The sequence below is a fragment of the Nodosilinea sp. P-1105 genome, from assembly GCF_012911975.1.
GTDB lineage: Bacteria > Cyanobacteriota > Cyanobacteriia > Phormidesmidales > Phormidesmidaceae > Nodosilinea.
Genome location: NZ_SMDQ01000017.1, coordinates 45,650 through 60,284, shown reverse-complemented (window position 1 = coordinate 60,284; position 14,635 = coordinate 45,650). Strand labels below are relative to the sequence as shown.

The 14,635-nt window shown below is 54.5% G+C and carries 10 protein-coding genes and 1 tRNA gene; 6 read left to right on the top strand and 5 right to left on the bottom strand.

Annotation, left to right across the window (positions count from 1 at the left end):
* Positions 1 to 77: 77 nt before the first annotated feature.
* Positions 78 to 161, bottom strand: a tRNA-Leu gene (locus tag E1H13_RS10020).
* 354 nt (positions 162 to 515) lie between these two features.
* On the opposite strand from E1H13_RS10020, the gene E1H13_RS10015 reads away from it, so the two are divergent.
* The 3 genes from E1H13_RS10015 to trpA all read left to right on the top strand — a co-directional run bounded on the left by E1H13_RS10015 (position 516) and on the right by trpA (position 2,009).
* Entirely contained in the window at positions 516 to 761 is a 246-nt protein-coding gene (locus tag E1H13_RS10015; protein WP_169613270.1) for an NAD(P)H-quinone oxidoreductase subunit L, read from the top strand.
* Positions 762 to 811: 50 nt separating this feature from the next.
* Entirely contained in the window at positions 812 to 1,120 is a 309-nt protein-coding gene (locus E1H13_RS10010) for a DUF3007 family protein (RefSeq protein WP_169613269.1), read from the top strand.
* A 94-nt stretch (positions 1,121 to 1,214) separates the two neighbouring features.
* Complete coding sequence (gene trpA, locus E1H13_RS10005) at positions 1,215 to 2,009, top strand: tryptophan synthase subunit alpha (protein ID WP_169613268.1); 795 nt, start codon at positions 1,215 to 1,217, stop codon at positions 2,007 to 2,009.
* Positions 2,010 to 2,023: 14 nt separating this feature from the next.
* Here trpA and E1H13_RS10000 read toward each other — a convergent pair whose 3' ends face one another.
* The gene (locus tag E1H13_RS10000) at positions 2,024 to 6,142 is read right to left on the bottom strand and encodes an EAL domain-containing protein (RefSeq protein ID WP_240966571.1); all 4,119 of its coding nucleotides are present in this window, start codon (positions 6,140 to 6,142) and stop codon (positions 2,024 to 2,026) included.
* 115 nt (positions 6,143 to 6,257) lie between these two features.
* Complete coding sequence (locus E1H13_RS09995; protein WP_169613267.1) at positions 6,258 to 8,204, bottom strand: HAMP domain-containing histidine kinase; 1,947 nt, start codon at positions 8,202 to 8,204, stop codon at positions 6,258 to 6,260.
* Between the two features lie 262 nt (positions 8,205 to 8,466).
* Between E1H13_RS09995 and E1H13_RS09990 the strand changes: the two genes are divergently transcribed.
* The 3 genes from E1H13_RS09990 to kaiC all read left to right on the top strand — a co-directional run bounded on the left by E1H13_RS09990 (position 8,467) and on the right by kaiC (position 11,760).
* Positions 8,467 to 9,357 (top strand): circadian clock protein KaiA, encoded by an 891-nt coding sequence (locus E1H13_RS09990; RefSeq protein ID WP_240966570.1) that lies wholly within the window; start codon positions 8,467 to 8,469, stop codon positions 9,355 to 9,357.
* A gap of 252 nt (positions 9,358 to 9,609) precedes the next feature.
* A complete protein-coding gene (kaiB, locus tag E1H13_RS09985; RefSeq protein WP_169613266.1) occupies positions 9,610 to 9,924 on the top strand; it encodes a circadian clock protein KaiB in 315 nt (104 codons plus the stop codon).
* Positions 9,925 to 10,203: 279 nt separating this feature from the next.
* The gene (gene kaiC, locus E1H13_RS09980; protein ID WP_169613265.1) at positions 10,204 to 11,760 is read left to right on the top strand and encodes a circadian clock protein KaiC; all 1,557 of its coding nucleotides are present in this window, start codon (positions 10,204 to 10,206) and stop codon (positions 11,758 to 11,760) included.
* Here the strand turns inward: kaiC and guaD are convergent.
* Positions 11,739 to 13,073, bottom strand: coding sequence for a guanine deaminase (gene guaD, locus E1H13_RS09975; protein WP_169613264.1), 1,335 nt, complete (start codon positions 13,071 to 13,073; stop codon positions 11,739 to 11,741). The two genes, kaiC and guaD, sit on opposite strands and share 22 nt — an antisense overlap.
* Before the next feature lie 483 nt (positions 13,074 to 13,556).
* Entirely contained in the window at positions 13,557 to 14,192 is a 636-nt protein-coding gene (locus E1H13_RS09970; RefSeq protein WP_169613263.1) for a TIR domain-containing protein, read from the bottom strand.
* Positions 14,193 to 14,635 lie beyond the last annotated feature (443 nt).

Below are 14,635 nucleotides of genomic sequence, written 5' to 3'. Positions count from 1 at the left end.
TCCTACGGGCAAACTGTACCGATCAGGGCAACAACAGCTACAACTGGACTGGTGCGCTTAGAACCTGAAGAACACAATGGGGGCGGAGGGACTTGAACCCTCACGACCGTTAAGGTCAACGGATTTTAAGTCCGTAGCGTCTACCATTCCGCCACGCCCCCCCACTACTGCCCCCTAAGGGTTGCAGTAGGTAGACTATTATTCCACCACCAACTGGGGGCGATTGCAACCATTTCGTCGACTTCCCTACTGATCTTTGAAGCCCAGAACACGACGGCATAAGCCCGCGTCTGGAAAATAATCTCCCCAATGACCACACTCGACACCCGACACCTAACACCCGAATAACCCACCCCTGCCCCTCCCAAGAGGGGATGGCGACCCCCGACACCTCAACCAAGGTGGTCATTCTTGCCAGCCGAGACTCAGTGCTTCCCCACCTTCCCCGAGGAAATCCTTTAGAATCGCAGCAGCGCTTTACAATAAAGCCAAGGCTGTATTCACTGATTACCCCTATGGCACTCTCTAACCTGGCAATTTCCACAGACATTCTACTGACCGGGGCTGTTTACCTGGGCTTGGCCGGGGTTTACCTCGTGGTTATTCCCTTAGCGTTGTTGCTGTACCTGAAGCGGCGCTGGTACACGACTGGTTCGATAGAACGGGCTCTGCTCTATGGGCTGGTATTTGCGTTTTTCCCAGGCATGTTGCTGTTCAGTCCCTTCTTAAATTTTCGTCCCCAAATGCGCAACCTAGACTAACCAGCACCTTGGCACGGCAGCCCATTCATCACACATAGGGAAAGCCAGTCGTGAGACGAATTGACATTATTGGTATTGGCATCGGTATCTTTCTAGCTGGGGGAGCCTTATTTCTAGGTTTTCGGTTATTGGGGCTAGATGGCCTGTCCGCTGGTATTTGGAGCCAGGCGGTTATGGTAGGGGGCTTGGTGGGCTGGCTGCTGACTTACCTGTTTAGGGTGGTGACCCACAACATGACCCTTAACCAGCAGCTAGACGACTATGAGACGGCTGTACTGCAAAAACGCCTCGATGAGCTCAGCCCTGAGGAGTTGGCGGCATTGCAAAAAGATGTGGGCACTGACTCCCCTGGCCCATGACTCGCCGCCTGCAAAGGAAGGCTTGAAGCAGCCCGTAGACGCGGGGGCAGTCTTGGTCTAGAGTGCTGTATTGGACTGATTCAAGGCGGTAGCTATGGCCCAAGTTTCTGAGCGGTTTCACACCCTGAAAAGTCAGGGACTGTGTGCGCTAATTCCGTTTATTACCGCTGGAGACCCAGATTTAGACACAACGGCCAAAGCCCTGATGGTGCTAGATCGCCATGGGGCTGATTTGATTGAGCTGGGGGTCCCTTATTCTGACCCCCTCGCAGACGGTCCTGTTATTCAGGCGGCGGCGACACGGGCCCTGCAACAGGGCGTCACCCTAGATCAGGTGCTAACGATGGTCCAATCGGTGGCTCCGCAGCTGCAGGCTCCTTTGATTTTATTTACTTATTACAACCCGATCTTGAACCGAGGCATCGACACCTTTATGGCGGATATTGCCGCCGCCGGCGTAGCTGGGTTAGTTGTGCCCGATTTGCCGCTGGAAGAGGTAGACGCTGTGCTCCAAGCGGCTGCCGCCCATGCCATCGACGTCACCTTACTGGTGGCTCCCACATCCCCGATGGCACGCATTCAGGCGATCGCGCAGCAGGCCCAAGGGTTTATCTATCTGGTTAGCGTCACAGGGGTGACGGGCATGCGCAGTGAGCTGCAAGGTCGGGTGAAAGACTTGCTGGATACCCTCAAGCAAGCCACCGATAAACCTGTAGGGGTTGGGTTTGGGGTCTCTGATCCTGACCAGGCTAAACAACTGAGGGGCTGGGGAGCTGACGGGGTGATTGTGGGGAGTGCCTTTGTGAAGCGGTTGGCCGGTGAATCGCCTGAAGCCGCACTCCAGACCATCGGTAAATTTTGCCAGAGTCTGAAAGCCGCCTTGCAGTAGTTGGATGGGCTGAATTAAGGGCAGACTATTGGCTTAGATTGAGTCAGATAGGCTTCGGCGACCTCTTGAGGTTGGGGGCGGCCAAATAAATACCCCTGCATTTTGGTGCAGCCTAAGGCGTATAGACACTGTCGCTGCGCCTCGGTTTCTACCCCTTCGGCCACTACGGTTAAATTAAGCCCCTTAGCCATGGCTATAATCGCCTTGGCCATCGCCTGGTCAGCCAGGTCGGTGGTCAAGTCTTTGACAAAGGCGCGATCGATCTTGAGACCATTCAGGGGAAACTGCTTCAGATAGCTGAGGCAAGAGTAACCGGTCCCAAAGTCATCCATGGAAATTTGCACCCCCAGCTGACGTAACTCTTGCAGCCGTTGAATCGAGGCCTGGACATCGGCCATGGCAGCGGTTTCAGTAATTTCTAGCTCTAGACAGTGGGCTGGCAGTGCCGTATCGTTCAAGGTTTGAGCCACAAATCTGACCAGGTCAGGATGCTGCAACTGGCGAGCCGACAAATTCACGGCCACCTTAATTGAGGGAAGACCCGCTTGCCGCCAGACCATCAGTTGGTGGCAAGCGGTACGGATCACCCACTCACCAATGGGCACAATCAGGCCGTTCTCTTCTGCCAGCGGGATAAATTCATAGGGGGGAATCAGCCCCATTTGAGGATGCCGCCACCGCAAGAGCGCTTCCATCTGTTCGGCCTGCCCAGTGGTCACGTTGATTTGGGGCTGGTAGTACAGCATAAATTCTTGGCGGGCCAGGGCATGGTGCAAGGAACTCTCTAACTTCAGTCGCTGGGCAGCCTCGGTACTGAGGTTTTCGGTATAGAACTGATAGTTGTTACGCCCCCGCTCTTTGGCCCGGTACATGGCAGCATCAGCATTTTGCAGCAGGGTTGTCATGTCGTTGCCGTCTTGGGGAAAGAGGGTAATGCCAATGCTGCAAGTCACATGTAATTCGTGGGTATGCAGCACAAACGGGGTAGAGATCTGATCGGCAATACGCTGGGCAATTTTAGCGGCATCTTGGGCATGGGCCAGATGCGGCAAAATTAAGGTGAATTCATCCCCCCCCCAGCGGGCAACGATGTCGTCTGCACGTAAGGCCGTGGCAATGCGCTGGGCCACCTGCTGCAATAATAGATCGCCCACGGCGTGACTCAGGGTATCGTTAATGGTTTTGAAGCGGTCTAAATCCAAAAACATCACCGCCAGCAGCTGTTGGGTAGCGTGCGCTTGGGCAATTACCTCGGGCAGATGACGGTTAAAAAAGGCCCGGTTGGGTAGGTTGGTCAGCGTGTCGTGATACACCTGGTAGCACATTTGGGCTTCTGTCTGCTGTCGCTTCAAGGCTCCCCCTAAACTAGCGGCAACAGCTCGCAAAATTGACTCGTCATTGCTGGTCCATTCCCAAGGCTCGAGGCAGGCATCAAAGCCAATGTAGCCCCAGAGCTGGGTATCGATGAAAATGGGGACCATCAGAATGGATAGAATATGGTCGAGCTTGAGCAAGACTTGCTCTGGGGCAGGGAAGGTGCGAGTCAGGCCATGGATAGACTGGCCAGTCATAAAGGCCTGGTGCCAGCGCTCGATCCCTAGCTGCTTAAACGACTGATTTTGCCAGTGGGGCTGGTCGATACTAGGCGCAATGCCATCGCGGGTCCATTCATATTTCATGCTTATGGCCTGCTCCCCAGTGGTGGGGTGGAGATGCTGCTGATAAATGTAGGCGCGATCGGCAGCGGCGGCCTGCCCTAGGATCTGCAAGACTTGGCCAATGGCGTCGCTAAAGTCGGCCGTGGTGAGCAGGCACTGACTGGCCTGGGCCACCCCCTGCAATAGCAGGTCCTGTCGCAGGATAGCGGCTTCTCTCTGTTTACGCTCGGTGATGTCTTCAACGGTGCCTTCATAGGCGATAATTTCACCGCGATCGCTGTAGATAGCCCGGGCAGATTCTGAGATCCAAATAACTTGACCATCTTTGCGGTATACCTGGGACTCAAACCCCAAGACTGACCCGGCTTGCTGCATTTGGCTCACGAAGTCGAGACGGCGGTTAGGCTGGACATACAGCTGCCGGTTGATGTCGGCCAGGGTGTGGATCAACTCCGTGGGGGAGTCGTAGCCATAAATTCGGGCCAGCATGGGGTTGACGGTCAAATACTGTCCTTCTGGCGTACTTTGAAAAATACCTTCCACGGCATTCTCAAAAATGCTGCGGTATTTTTGCTCTGCCTGTTTGAGGGAGCGTTCCACCTGCTGACGTTCGATGGCTAGGCCCATGTCGGCAGTGGCCACCCGCAATAGCTCGACTTCGGAGCGTTCCCAAAGTTGGGGAATGAGGCAGTTGCTAAAGCCCATGACGCCCTGCATGTGACCTCTGACCATCAGGGGTAGCAACAGGATGGATTGAATATTGCTGGGCGGGGCCGCCAAAATTTGCCGCTGGGCCACCGTAAAGTCATGGACTGTACAGTTGAGGCTACCCTGGCGGTTCACTTGGTTGAGCCAATCGCTAAATAGCGGCACGACTGGAATCGCCTGAAAGCGTCTATCCGCCGTGGTGGGTAAAATACCGGGGGCTGACCATTCCACCCGTTGCCGCATCAGGGGAGTGCCATCGCTGTCGCTAAATAGCTCGTAGTAGTAAACTCGACTGGCCCCAGAAGTCCGCCCCAGGGCGGCGAAGATATGCTGCACCTGGCTACTATCCCAATCCCACTGACTAACGATTAACTGGCGCTGAATTTCGGCCAGGGTACTGAGGTATTGCTCCCGTGTCTTCAGAGCCTGTTGAGCGGTAATGTGATCGGTGACATCCTCAAAGCTACACAAGATCCCGATCACCTCCCCCTGCTCATTGTGCATGGGCAGGCGACTGCAAGAGATCCAGCCCTGACCTTGGGGATAGGTCTGGAGTTCGATCACCCTGGTGTTTGGTTGATTGCGCTGCATGACGATGCGATCGCAGTTTTGGTAGTATTCAGCCTCTTCCTGGCTGATATAGGGCAGTTGATCATCGGTCTGCCCAATAATCTCGAGCGGGTCAGCCAGCCCCATCACCTCTGCAAACACTTGATTACAGCCGAGGTAGCGACTTTGGCGATCTTTCCAAAACACGGGATGGGGAATGCTGTTCAGCACCAACTGTAAGAAAGCTTCCCGCGCTTTGAGGGTTTGCTCGACCTGGCGTAGGGCCGCTTCAGATAGCTTCAAAGACGTAATGTCGCTAATAAAGCCTTCCACCTGCTGAATTTGGCCCTGATCATCCACCGTTGCCGCCCCTTTTTCCCAAACCCACTTGATGTCTCCCTGGCGGGTGACAATGCGATATTCCACCCCATAGGATTCACCGGTGTCAACGGCCCGCTGAATACTGGCAAGCACCGTTGCCCGATCCTCTGGGTGCATCACCTGGTTATAGGAGATAGCTCCCCCTGGGGGCGAAACGTTCTCCACCACCAGCTCCTCAGCCTCGTAGCCTGTCAACGGTTTACAACCCGCGCTTAAGTAGCGCATGGACCAATCGGCATCAGGATTAGCCTGGAAGGCAATACCCGGCAGTACGTCAATCAGGCTTTGATACCGCTGCTGCTGCTGCCCCAAGGCCAGGCTAGTTTGTTTCAGCCGCCAGAGATGGTTAATGTGGGCACAAAGCTTAGTGATCTGACGCTGGCGATCGGCAGATAAGTCTGGGGGAACGGTAAAAAACCAGGCTAGCAGAGCTAACCGTTCCGGCTGATCGAGGGGCAAGGTTAAACCAGAATAGACCCCTGGCTGAGATCCATCAGGGGCATCTGGGGCAACCCATGACCACTGCCAGGTGGTTTGGCCCCAGGCGGTGGCAATAAAATCATCGATAGCAGGGTTCCGTATAGCTGGAGGGCCATAGATTAGGCCGCTGCTAGGGCCAGGACTCCTTGGGTTGCAAGGCTGGTGCCAGACTCCCCCGGCGATCGCGCCCAGGGCCTGCCCCACTACCTTAACAACCATGTCTAGGCTAGTTGACCAGTCTGAGGGGCTAGCTATCATCTGGGTCAGGCGACAGATTAAGTCTGACAGCGCCAAGCAGGACAGTCGTACTGGATGAGCAGTTTGTGGACCCAAGTCATAGGCCTCAGCGTTATTCATGGTGAGAGGAGTAGTCAGAGCCTTACTTAACCCGAGCAATTAGCATTAATGTGCCCAAAATTATTGAGAGTTAGTCCACTTACCATCTGGGTTTTCATCATCTCTTTATCGGGTCCTAACCTGTCCGGCGGGCAGCCACTACTGCCCGAATTAGGGCCAGGCTTCCCAACTGGGGCGGTTGCTGCACCACCTGAGCACAGGGCACAAACCGCAGCCCCAGATCAGAGGCCGACGGTGGCTGAGCCACATCCGCAAAGGTCACCAGGGGGAGGGGGGCCAACTCAGGGCATTGGGCCAAGGCTTGGAGATAGTCAGCCCCTAAGGTTTCCGCCCCCAGCAGAATAATCCCATCGGGTTGCCAAACCCGGCTGAGAACGCTGGCCTGGGTGAGATTGTCAACCTGCAATAGGCGACAGTGATAATGTTGCAGCCAAGCTTGCAAGTTAGTGGATAGCCTATCTGTGGGCCGCTCTAGGGTATCGGCACTTAACAGCAGCAGGGTTAACCCCGGGGGCTGGGATACCGCTGCGGGCCAAGACGTCATCCCAATCAAATCATCTAGGGCCGCCTTTAACCCAGAAGCAACACCATCGGGCGGCAGCGCCATCGCGGGTATGCCGTGCCAACTGGTGATGTTTTCAGATCCTAGTGTGACGATCCCTTGCGGTCTGCAATCAGCCCCTAACCTCCAGGGCAGATCCATCGTCTGATCAGCCACAGCCCCCTCCACAGGGAGGGCAACCTCACAGAGGATGACCCCAGCCAGGGGCAGTCGTTGTTGCAGAGCAGTCCAACGACTCAGGTTGGGGATAGATATCAGCCGGTAGCGGCTGTCCTGCAAGCCCTGGTGAGCCTGGGCAATCAGCTGGGGTTGCTGGCCCACGATCCCCACCAACACTGTAGCCGCATGATCGGGCTGAGCTAGGGGTAACGGTTGGTCGGCCATGGGCAGCAGCAGGGTGAGGTGTTTCTCGTCTGGAAGTGCCAATTCGCACAGGTCACCTCCATGGAGTTGAACCAGGCGCTGAGCCAAGGTCAACCCCAGGGCATCTAGGGCATCAGGGGCAATCCGTTTGGGTTCTGACGAGGGGGGCATCTGGAATGGCTGGGTCGCTGGATCTGGGGCTGGGCTTTGACCTGCTAGGGTAAGGCCTAGCCATCGGCCCCAATCATCGATCTCCAGATATCGGGGCTCAAACCCCTGCTGCATGAGGCTGTCGAGGGCATAGTGCAGACCCTGGCGCAAACGGAGAGCGTCTGCCATCACCACCGGCGGTGTAACCCGGCGGTGAATCTTGAATTGTTGGGGCCACTCGTCCACCACTAGGTCCTCGCTTTTGGTCGCCAAAAAGCTCGGGACCAGATCAGTAATAAATGCCTCTAGATCAAGGGCTTCTAGATGGAGCGGTAGTTGGTCAGATTCCAGCCGTAACCAGTCAAGTAGCTGGTTAACTAAGGTCATAATCTTGCGCACTGCCTGCCGCATCAAGACAACATAGCGAAATTGGCGATCGCTCAAAGACCCCAGCCGACTATCTAACAGCAGGGTAGACAGCCCCAGTAGCGTAGTAATCGGGGTTTTAAGCGCGTGACTCAGATCGACCACCCAGCCTAAATTATCCTGAGCTAGGGGCGATGCCGCCGAGGCAGACATAGGCACGAGCCCCTGGTCTGTCATTTTGGCGTGACGGGCGACCCAACCGAGCAGGCGATCAGCACTCACCACCCCTTGATAGGTCATCGCCCGATCCACCACCACCACCACTTGGGAATTTACCCCCGTCATCAGGGGCCAAAGCTCTGCTAACGTCTGGGGGGCCGTTACCTGCACAATCGGCTCTAGGTCGGCTTCTAAATGGGCCAACGTGACATCAGTCGCCGCTGCCCATAGGCACCCTAGGGCCAACGATCCCATCGGACGACGCTGGGCATCAACCACAATCAGGTGGCTATGCCCTTCCACAGCTTGATGACGCCAGTCCTGGGCAATGGTGCCTAAAGGGGTGTCCAGGGTATAGCTCGGGGCCTGGGTCAGAAATTGATCGATCGCAGGTAACGACATCGCTTAATTGCGAAAATGCAGGTCCTATGAGCCCAACTGGGTACCCCGTTTAGCGCAGCCCTTTTGGGAGCCAAGCCTAAACCAACGGCCGCCCAGAGTTAGCCCTTACGTTAGCACTATAGTCCCTGCTTCAGATTAGCCTCGGTATTCCGCCTTCCACCGATTACAATTGAACTACCTTTATCGCCTCCAGGTCAGCTTGGGTAGGTAAACCGCAATTTCGCTCATAGATCAATTTCGCTCATAGAAAGACGCAGCTGTTTTGGCTTCTCCCCTGCATATACATTTTTTAACCCGGTCTAAAGACATCACCCATGCGATCGCGGAAAGCCCCCAATCGTCTAACTATGTGGTGTCTCAAACTGATTCAATCCCCGCCTGCCTGGGCTGGCTGCAAGCCAATCACGGTCAGGCAGACTGTCTGGTGCTAGACCCCCCGTTGTTGTCAGAGGACCTATGGCAGGGCCTTTCAGAGCAAGGGTTACTGTTGCCGACTGTGGTCGTATTACCGGGGCAGCAACCAACCAAACCCAGCCTGGTTACAGCCATGGCTGATGCTCCAGACATTCCGAAGCCCCTGCTCAGCCACTATCATAAAGCTATTGTCGGGATCAGCGCTCACAGGCCCAAACAACTCGAAGCGGCCATTCGCCAGGCTATTCAAGCATTTTTAGAGCTACCCGCAGACAGCGGCGTGATCCCGACTCCATCTCCAGTCATCGAGTGGCCGTCGCCGTTTCCCCTGAGGGCTCAACAGGAACGTTTGACTGAAAAACTAAAAGCTCGCCTCGGCTATCTCGGCGTTTACTACAAACGCCATCCTGATAATTTTTTGCGCCATATGAGCCAGGACGATCGCCATTCCTTTCTGAAGCAGCTGAAGGCAAACTACCGCCAAATTATTCTGAGCTACTTTGCCAATGACCCTAAGCTGAATCAAGCGATTGACGATTTTGTCAATCAGGCGTTTATGGTTGATATTTCAGTCTCTCAAATTGTCGAGATGCATATGGAGTTAATGGATGAATTCTCAAAGCAGTTAAAGCTAGAAGGGCGCAGCGAGGAGATTTTACTGGATTATCGCCTGACGCTGATTGACGTGATTGCCCATCTCTGTGAAATGTACCGTCGTTCTATTCCCCGCGAACCGTGATATAAACCACATCCAAGTCCAGACCTGGAGTTCTGTCTGGGGGAAACCTGCGGATCTCGAGCTGGACTGGGCATAGAACGGGTGTAGGGCAAAACCCGGGGAAAGTAGGCCAGTGGAGCAGCCCATACCTTGCCGTGACCCCCTTGATTGGCAACTAGCGGGCCACACCTATGCAGCATGAAAATGCTATAGATCAGGCTTATTACCCGATACAATAGCCGATGTCCTAGTTCAATCCTAACCAAACTGCCCATGAGCTCCATTAAAAAGACTTATATTCTCAAGCTCTACGTTGCGGGCAATACCCCTAACTCCATTCGGGCCCTTAAAACCCTGAATAATATCTTGGAGGAAGAGTTCCAGGGTGTCTATGCCCTGAAGGTGATTGACGTGCTGAAAAATCCTCAGTTGGCTGAAGAAGACAAGATTTTAGCCACCCCGACCTTATCAAAGATTTTGCCACCGCCCGTCCGCAAGATTATTGGTGATTTATCAGACCGAGAGCGGGTGCTGATTGGCTTAGACCTACTCTATGACGAACTGCGGGAAGATGATGTCTTTAGTTGAGCCTTAGGGGACTAGGTTGCTGCTTGGCCATGGGGGCAAACCCAAGCAGCAGTCAGATCTGAAAACGTTGAAGGACCACAACAGATTGACACGCCATTTATTCAGAACCACCAGTTCGGGGTATGCTAAATGCGCGAAACCTCTATGATTATGATCGAGATGTATTGGTCAACCTTCAGCCCCCCTTAGTGCTGAACCCCTGTGGCAGGATGCTGCTTCCCAGCTGCTTTTGGAGCAACCTAAAGAAGATTCATTTCCCGGTCGGACTTAACAAAACCCATGACTGAATCAGCCCAAAACGACGCACAACAATCTAAGACTCCGGTCGGCGTCCGCAAAATCCGCACCATGATTGAAGGCTTTGATGACATCAGCCATGGTGGTATTCCAGCCGGGCGATCGACGCTGGTCAGTGGTACTTCAGGTACGGGGAAGACCCTACTGGCTGTGCAGTTTATCTATAACGGGATTGTTGACTTTGGCGAGAACGGGGTGTTCGTCACCTTTGAGGAGTCCCCCGAAGACATTATTCAAAATGCCTACAGCTTTGGTTGGGACCTGCAAAAGCTGGTGGATGAGGGCAAGCTGTTTATTTTGGATGCCTCCCCCGATCCTGAAGGGCAAGATATTGTCGGTAACTTTGACCTATCAGCCCTGATTGAACGAATTCAGTACGCGATTCGGAAATATAAGGCCCGACGGGTATCGATTGATTCGGTGACGGCTGTTTTTCAACAGTATGACGCGGCTTCGGTGGTGCGGCGGGAAATTTTTCGGTTGGTGGCTCGCCTGAAGCTGATAGGGGTGACCACGGTGATGACCACAGAACGGTTGGATGAGTATGGTCCTGTGGCCCGGTTTGGGGTAGAAGAATTTGTGTCCGATAATGTGGTGATCGTGCGTAACGCCCTGGAGGGGGAACGCCGCCGCCGGACTATCGAAATTTTAAAACTGCGGGGTACAACCCACATGAAGGGGGAGTACCCGTTTACGATTACCAACAATGGGGTGAATATCTTCCCCCTCGGGGCGATGCAGCTTACCCAGCGATCGTCTAATGCTCGGGTGTCGTCCGGCGTACCCACCCTAGATGAAATGTGCGGCGGTGGTTTCTTCAGAGATTCCATTATTTTGGCGACAGGAGCAACGGGCACTGGCAAGACTCTACTGGTCAGTAAGTTTTTGGTGGATGGCTGCAAAAACGGAGAACGGGCTATTCTGTTTGCCTACGAAGAGTCTCGGGCTCAGTTGTCCCGCAACGCCTACTCCTGGGGGGTTGACTTTGAAGCCATGGAAGAGAAGGGGCTGCTAAAGATTATCTGTGCCTATCCCGAGTCTGCCGGACTGGAAGACCACCTGCAAATTATTAAAACGGAAATCTCGCAGTTTAAGCCCTCACGGATAGCGATTGACTCCCTCTCGGCCCTAGATCGGGGGGTGAGCAATAACTCTTTCCGGCAATTTGTGATTGGGGTAACCGGGTTTGCTAAACAGGAGGAAATTACCGGCTTTTTCACCAACACCACAGAGCAGTTCATGGGGCTGCATTCGATTACGGAATCCCACATTTCTACCATTACCGACACCATCTTGATGCTGCAATATGTTGAGGTGCGGGGAGAGCTATCCCGAGCCATCAATGTCTTTAAGATGCGTGGCTCTTGGCATGACAAAGGGATTCGCGAGTACACCATTAATCAGGATGGACCCGATATTAAGGCTTCCTTCCGCAATTTGGAGCGGATTATCAGCGGCTCCCCGACTCGCATTTCTGTGAATGAGAAAAGTGAGCTATCGCGGATTATCCAGGGGGTTCAAGGGGCTGGGGATGAGTAGGCCAGTTGGCCCATGACATAGGTGGCGGTGATGGTGCGATCGTCCCCCAAAATAATTAGGGAGAAGGCGCGATCGGCTAGGGCCTCTAGGCTGTCGGGAGCTTCTGGGGAATTGCGAAAGGCCATCAATGGCGTTGCCCTGGGGTTAAGGACAATGAAGTCAGCCTCTTTGCCTAGGTTAAAGTTGCCCAGCTTGTCGTCTAGGCTAAGGGCTCTGGCTCCCCCCAGGGTGGCCAAAAAGAGGGCTTTGAAGGCAGAGAGCTTTTGACCCCGCAGTTGAGCCACCTTGTAAGCCTCATTGGCGGTTTGCAGTAGAGAAAAACTGGTACCCGCCCCGACATCCGTACCGAGGCCGACGTTGACCGGGTGCTCGGGGGATTTGGCCTGCTCAATCTTAAACAAGCCACTGCCTAAAAATAGATTTGAGGTGGGGCAAAAGGAAATCGCCGCCTTGGCCGCCGAGAGCCGCTGGAACTCGGCCTCTGTCAGCTGGACGCCATGGGCAAAGACGGCGCGATCGCCCACTAACCCGGCCCGGTCATACACATCTAGATAGCCATTGCTGTCAGGGAAGAGGGACTGCACCCAGGCCACCTCATTCACATTTTCGGACAGGTGGGTGTGCAGGTAGACATCAGGAAACTCTTGCAGCAGCCGGGCCGCCAGCTTCAGTTGAGCCGGAGTAGAGGTACCGGCAAACCGGGGGGTAACCGCGTAGAGCAATCGCCCCCGTCCGTGCCACTTCTGAATCAGCGCCTTGGAATCCACATAGGAACTTTCGGCCGTGTCCCTCAAATAATCGGGAGCATTGCGGTCCATCATCACCTTGCCGCTGATCATGCGCAGGTTACGGGCCGCTGCAGCTTCGAAAAAAGCATCTACCGACTCGGGGAAAACCGCTGCAAACACCAAGGCGGTGGTGGTGCCATGGCTTAACAGCTGATCGAGGAAAATATCGGCCACCGAGCGGGCATAGGCCGGATCTTTGAACTTGCGCTCGGTGGGGAAGGTGTAACGGTTGAGCCACTCTAACAGTTGCTCGCCATAGGCGGCCATCATACCGGTTTGGGGATAGTGAATGTGGGTGTCAATCATCCCCGGCATGATCAGCTGGCCAGAGTAGTCGACGATTGGCACACCCCCTAGGGTAGACCCGAGCTCTGCATAGGGGCCTAGGGCCGCCACCTGCCCCTGGCGGATCACCAGTACCCCATCGGGGATGAAGCGCACGGCTTCAGTGTCTGACACAAAGAAGGGGTCATTCACAAAGTCCAGTATGCAGCCACGAACAACTAAGGTGTGCTGATTTTCCATGCTGACGCCTTACCCCTCGGTGATGCATTATGCTGATAATGCTCCCACAAAAACTAAATATCTCCTAAGAGGTTGTTTAAAGCAGGGCATCCCTGGTACGGGTTGGCGCCAACAGGCCATAACCCCATTGAAGTTTGAGGTCATTATCCTATTCCATCGGTATCACCTGAGCAGCTCCGAATTGCCAACTTTGGCCCCCCTAGCCCCCGTTCGCGCAGCGTGCCCGGAGGGCAAATTAGGGGGATATGGAACTCAAAGTCCCCCAGAATTGGGGGATTATAGCCCTACGGGCATACCAGAAAAGGGGGCCAAAACGAAGGAATGAGGTCTAGCACAACTTGTGTGTATCAAGTAGCCCATTTTGGGAATAGGCCGTAGGGCGTGCTTAGCAAGGGTTGGGGGATGTAGAGCTTGCGTTTCCCGCAGGGTGGGCCAGACGGATAATTATTTTCATAGATTACTCTAAGCCTGATCGGAATCTTTCTAGCCGATCAACTGGCTCAGCCAAGTCTTAGCGCGAGTGAGCCTGGCTTCAGCCTGGGAAAGTGGCCTTAGCGGCGACTGGTTAAGACTTTCGGCCACATACAACACTTGCAACTGAAGGGGGTGATACGTAGTCCGCAGGAGTGCTTTGTGAGTCCATTGATGGTAGTGACACAGCTCTTGGCCTTTCAGGAGTAAAGCGGGCGATCGCCCTTGTCGCTCCCAAGTTAAGGCTTTGAGCAATAACTGGGTGTGCCAGCGATGGTACTCGGCCTGATGACGCAAACGGTGTAACAACTGATGGCCCCCATCACTTTGGCTGAGGGGTAACTGAGGCTGGCGCAAATTCACCCTGGGAATTGTTTGCAAGGGTTCAGGCAGACGAGCCGGATCTAGGGCTTCCACCTGCACTGGCACAATGCGCTTATGCATGCTGAGGGCAAACAGCAGTCCCTGCAAGCAAAGGGTGTCTTGCAGGGCTTGAGACGATAGCAGAATCATGTAGTTGTCGCAGGCCTCAGTGGCCCTAGAGGTGGCCTCCTCTGAGTTGGCCGCCCAGGGCAGTAGGTGATCTCGGTGCCATACTGTAAAGCCCGCCTGATCGATCAGTTGGGCGACCTCGGCCTCCTTGAACACTGTAGTTAGAGGTTTGGATGCGGCAAGGCGGTTGTGTTTTGTTCCCTGCCGATGAGTTCTATAGTGGGGGTGCCGCCTGAGAGCCCACTGAAGGCTGTCTGAGTGCTGTGGAAAAGGTTGCTGAGAGAAGACTGAGGGGTCACTAGCGCTTGGAACCTGGTAAAGCGGAACCCTTTCGTGTGGGGATGACTGGTAAAGTCTAAATCGGTACTGTCCTGTATCGACAAAACCGGTTGATAGCCACGTGCTCGAGCCGCGGTGCCTTCGATGTGCCCCTGGAGAATCGTCTCTGGCATCACCTTCGAGTTTGACCAAAATCGATAAATGCTTTGGGCGTCACTACTATTACGACTGGCCAACGGAATACTGGCGGTTGGGTTGTGGCCCAGTGTCCTCAAGATCTTCCGTAATCGTTTTGCATGACGCAGATCGCGAAAGTGACT

Excerpts from the sequence above, each read along its gene's own strand:
- E1H13_RS10015 (WP_169613270.1), top strand. The coding sequence starts at position 516 with ATGGCACTCTCTAACCTGGCAATTTCCACAGACATTCTACTGACCGGG.
- trpA (WP_169613268.1), top strand. The coding sequence starts at position 1,215 with ATGGCCCAAGTTTCTGAGCGGTTTCACACCCTGAAAAGTCAGGGACTG.
- E1H13_RS10000 (WP_240966571.1), bottom strand. The coding sequence starts at position 6,142 with ATGAATAACGCTGAGGCCTATGACTTGGGTCCACAAACTGCTCATCCA.
- E1H13_RS09995 (WP_169613267.1), bottom strand. The coding sequence starts at position 8,204 with ATGTCGTTACCTGCGATCGATCAATTTCTGACCCAGGCCCCGAGCTAT.
- kaiB (WP_169613266.1), top strand. The coding sequence starts at position 9,610 with ATGAGCTCCATTAAAAAGACTTATATTCTCAAGCTCTACGTTGCGGGC.
- kaiC (WP_169613265.1), top strand. The coding sequence starts at position 10,204 with ATGACTGAATCAGCCCAAAACGACGCACAACAATCTAAGACTCCGGTC.
- guaD (WP_169613264.1), bottom strand. The coding sequence starts at position 13,073 with ATGGAAAATCAGCACACCTTAGTTGTTCGTGGCTGCATACTGGACTTT.